This window comes from Variovorax sp. P4_D9 (assembly GCF_056401695.1).
The window spans coordinates 1-1,372 of sequence record NZ_JBFUIU010001438.1 but is presented as its reverse complement, the minus strand read 5'-3'; the positions used below and the strand labels follow the sequence as shown (position 1 = coordinate 1,372).

Sequence of the window (1,372 nt, the reverse complement as noted above, 5' to 3'; positions counted from 1 at the left end):
CCGCTGAGGAGTAGCCCGCGGTTACTCCGCTCTCCGAGTATCGCTTCAAGGCTGCCTCTAACGACTTCCCTGCATCTTCCTCTCAATCACCACAAATCGGAGAATCCCATCATGCCCTATGTCATCACGTTCGTGGACGCTCCCGGTACGGACACGACCAAGAAAGCCGAGGTGCGCCCCACGCATATTGACTACGTGTTGCGCAACCAGAATCGCATCATTGCCAGCGGTGGCCTGTTTCCTGATGACGACGATTTTCCCAACGGCGGCCTGATCATTCTGGATGCTGCCAGCAGAAGCGAGGCAGTCGACTACATCGAGAACGATCCGTTTTTTCTCAATGGCATCTTTGAGAGCTACACGATCCATCGGTGGAAGAAGTTCGTTTTTGACCACCAGCGGGTACCGAGCGACAGCCCATGATCGCATCCCATCGCAGCAATGCGTGGTCTGCTTGCCGATAGCGCCGTGGCTCCCGAACTTCGGCAGTCCAAATCCACCTGGCAAACGCACGAATCCGGCCGATGATGGGATTCAAGACCTTTTCCTCTGCCCCCCGCCTGCTTGCCGGCATCGAGATCATGCACATGATCGAGAAGGGAAAACTGTGCTGCCCCGGCGGCCTGGCATTCTCATATGACAGAACCCAGCAGAGTTGGTAGCCCGTCTTATGAGCCCTTATTTGACGCTGGTCCACCAATGGTGATACTGCCCGCCTTCGATATCAAGTGGAATTTCTTCTCCGATTCGAGGCGTAAGCAGGCGGTAGGGCTTGCCAGCGCTGGCAGCGACAGCGCGCTGGAATGGCTCGTCCCAAGCGTGCCGTGCCAGAGCAAACCGTCCAGCATGCGCAGTCAGCAGCGATCGCGTACGCAGTATCTCGGCGGCCCGAGAAGCCTCCTCAGGGTAAGCGTCTAGCCGCGGCACCTTGATTGCGACGGATCGTTTTAGGATGCTCGTGTCCACTACGTTCTTGGTGGACACGTGCACACTATTTCCAACGAAGCCAGCGCTGGCCGTCGACGCCGGCGCACACATAGCGCCGAGTTCAAGGCGCAGGTCGTGGCGGCATGCAGCTCGCCTGGCGTATCGATCGCTGCGGTGGCGATGGCCCATGGCGTCAACGCGAACCTGGCCCGCCGCTGGGTTCTTGAGGCCGAGCGGCGTGGTGGCGGCGCGCTGGCGAGGGCTGCCAACAGCACTGTGGTCGCCGCCTTCATGCCGGTGCAAATCCCGCCCGCCGAGGCTGAGCCCGCGGCCATTCGCATCGAATTGCACCGGGGCACGACCGCCATCACCGTGAGCTGGCCGTGCGCCGCCGCTGCGGAGTGTGCGGCCTGGATGCGGGAGCTGCTGCGGTGATTCGCATCGA

The 1,372-nt window shown here is 60.8% G+C and carries 3 protein-coding genes; all 3 read left to right on the top strand.

Annotated features, from left to right (window positions below):
• The first annotated feature begins 111 nt into the window (after window positions 1–111).
• Window positions 112–423, top strand: a complete 312-nt coding sequence (locus AC1DY5_RS55765; RefSeq protein ID WP_478122727.1) for a YciI family protein — start codon at window positions 112–114, stop codon at window positions 421–423.
• A 101-nt stretch (window positions 424–524) separates the two neighbouring features.
• Window positions 525–662, top strand: coding sequence for a hypothetical protein (locus AC1DY5_RS55760; protein WP_478122726.1), 138 nt, complete (start codon window positions 525–527; stop codon window positions 660–662).
• A gap of 322 nt (window positions 663–984) precedes the next feature.
• A complete protein-coding gene (gene tnpA / locus AC1DY5_RS55755) occupies window positions 985–1,362 on the top strand; it encodes an IS66-like element accessory protein TnpA (RefSeq protein ID WP_478122725.1) in 378 nt (125 codons plus the stop codon).
• Window positions 1,363–1,372 lie beyond the last annotated feature (10 nt).

What these genes read in the sequence shown, in the direction of transcription:
- AC1DY5_RS55765 (WP_478122727.1), top strand. Translation starts at nt 112, where the DNA reads ATGCCCTATGTCATCACGTTCGTGGACGCTCCCGGTACGGACACGACC.
- AC1DY5_RS55760 (WP_478122726.1), top strand. Translation starts at nt 525, where the DNA reads ATGATGGGATTCAAGACCTTTTCCTCTGCCCCCCGCCTGCTTGCCGGC.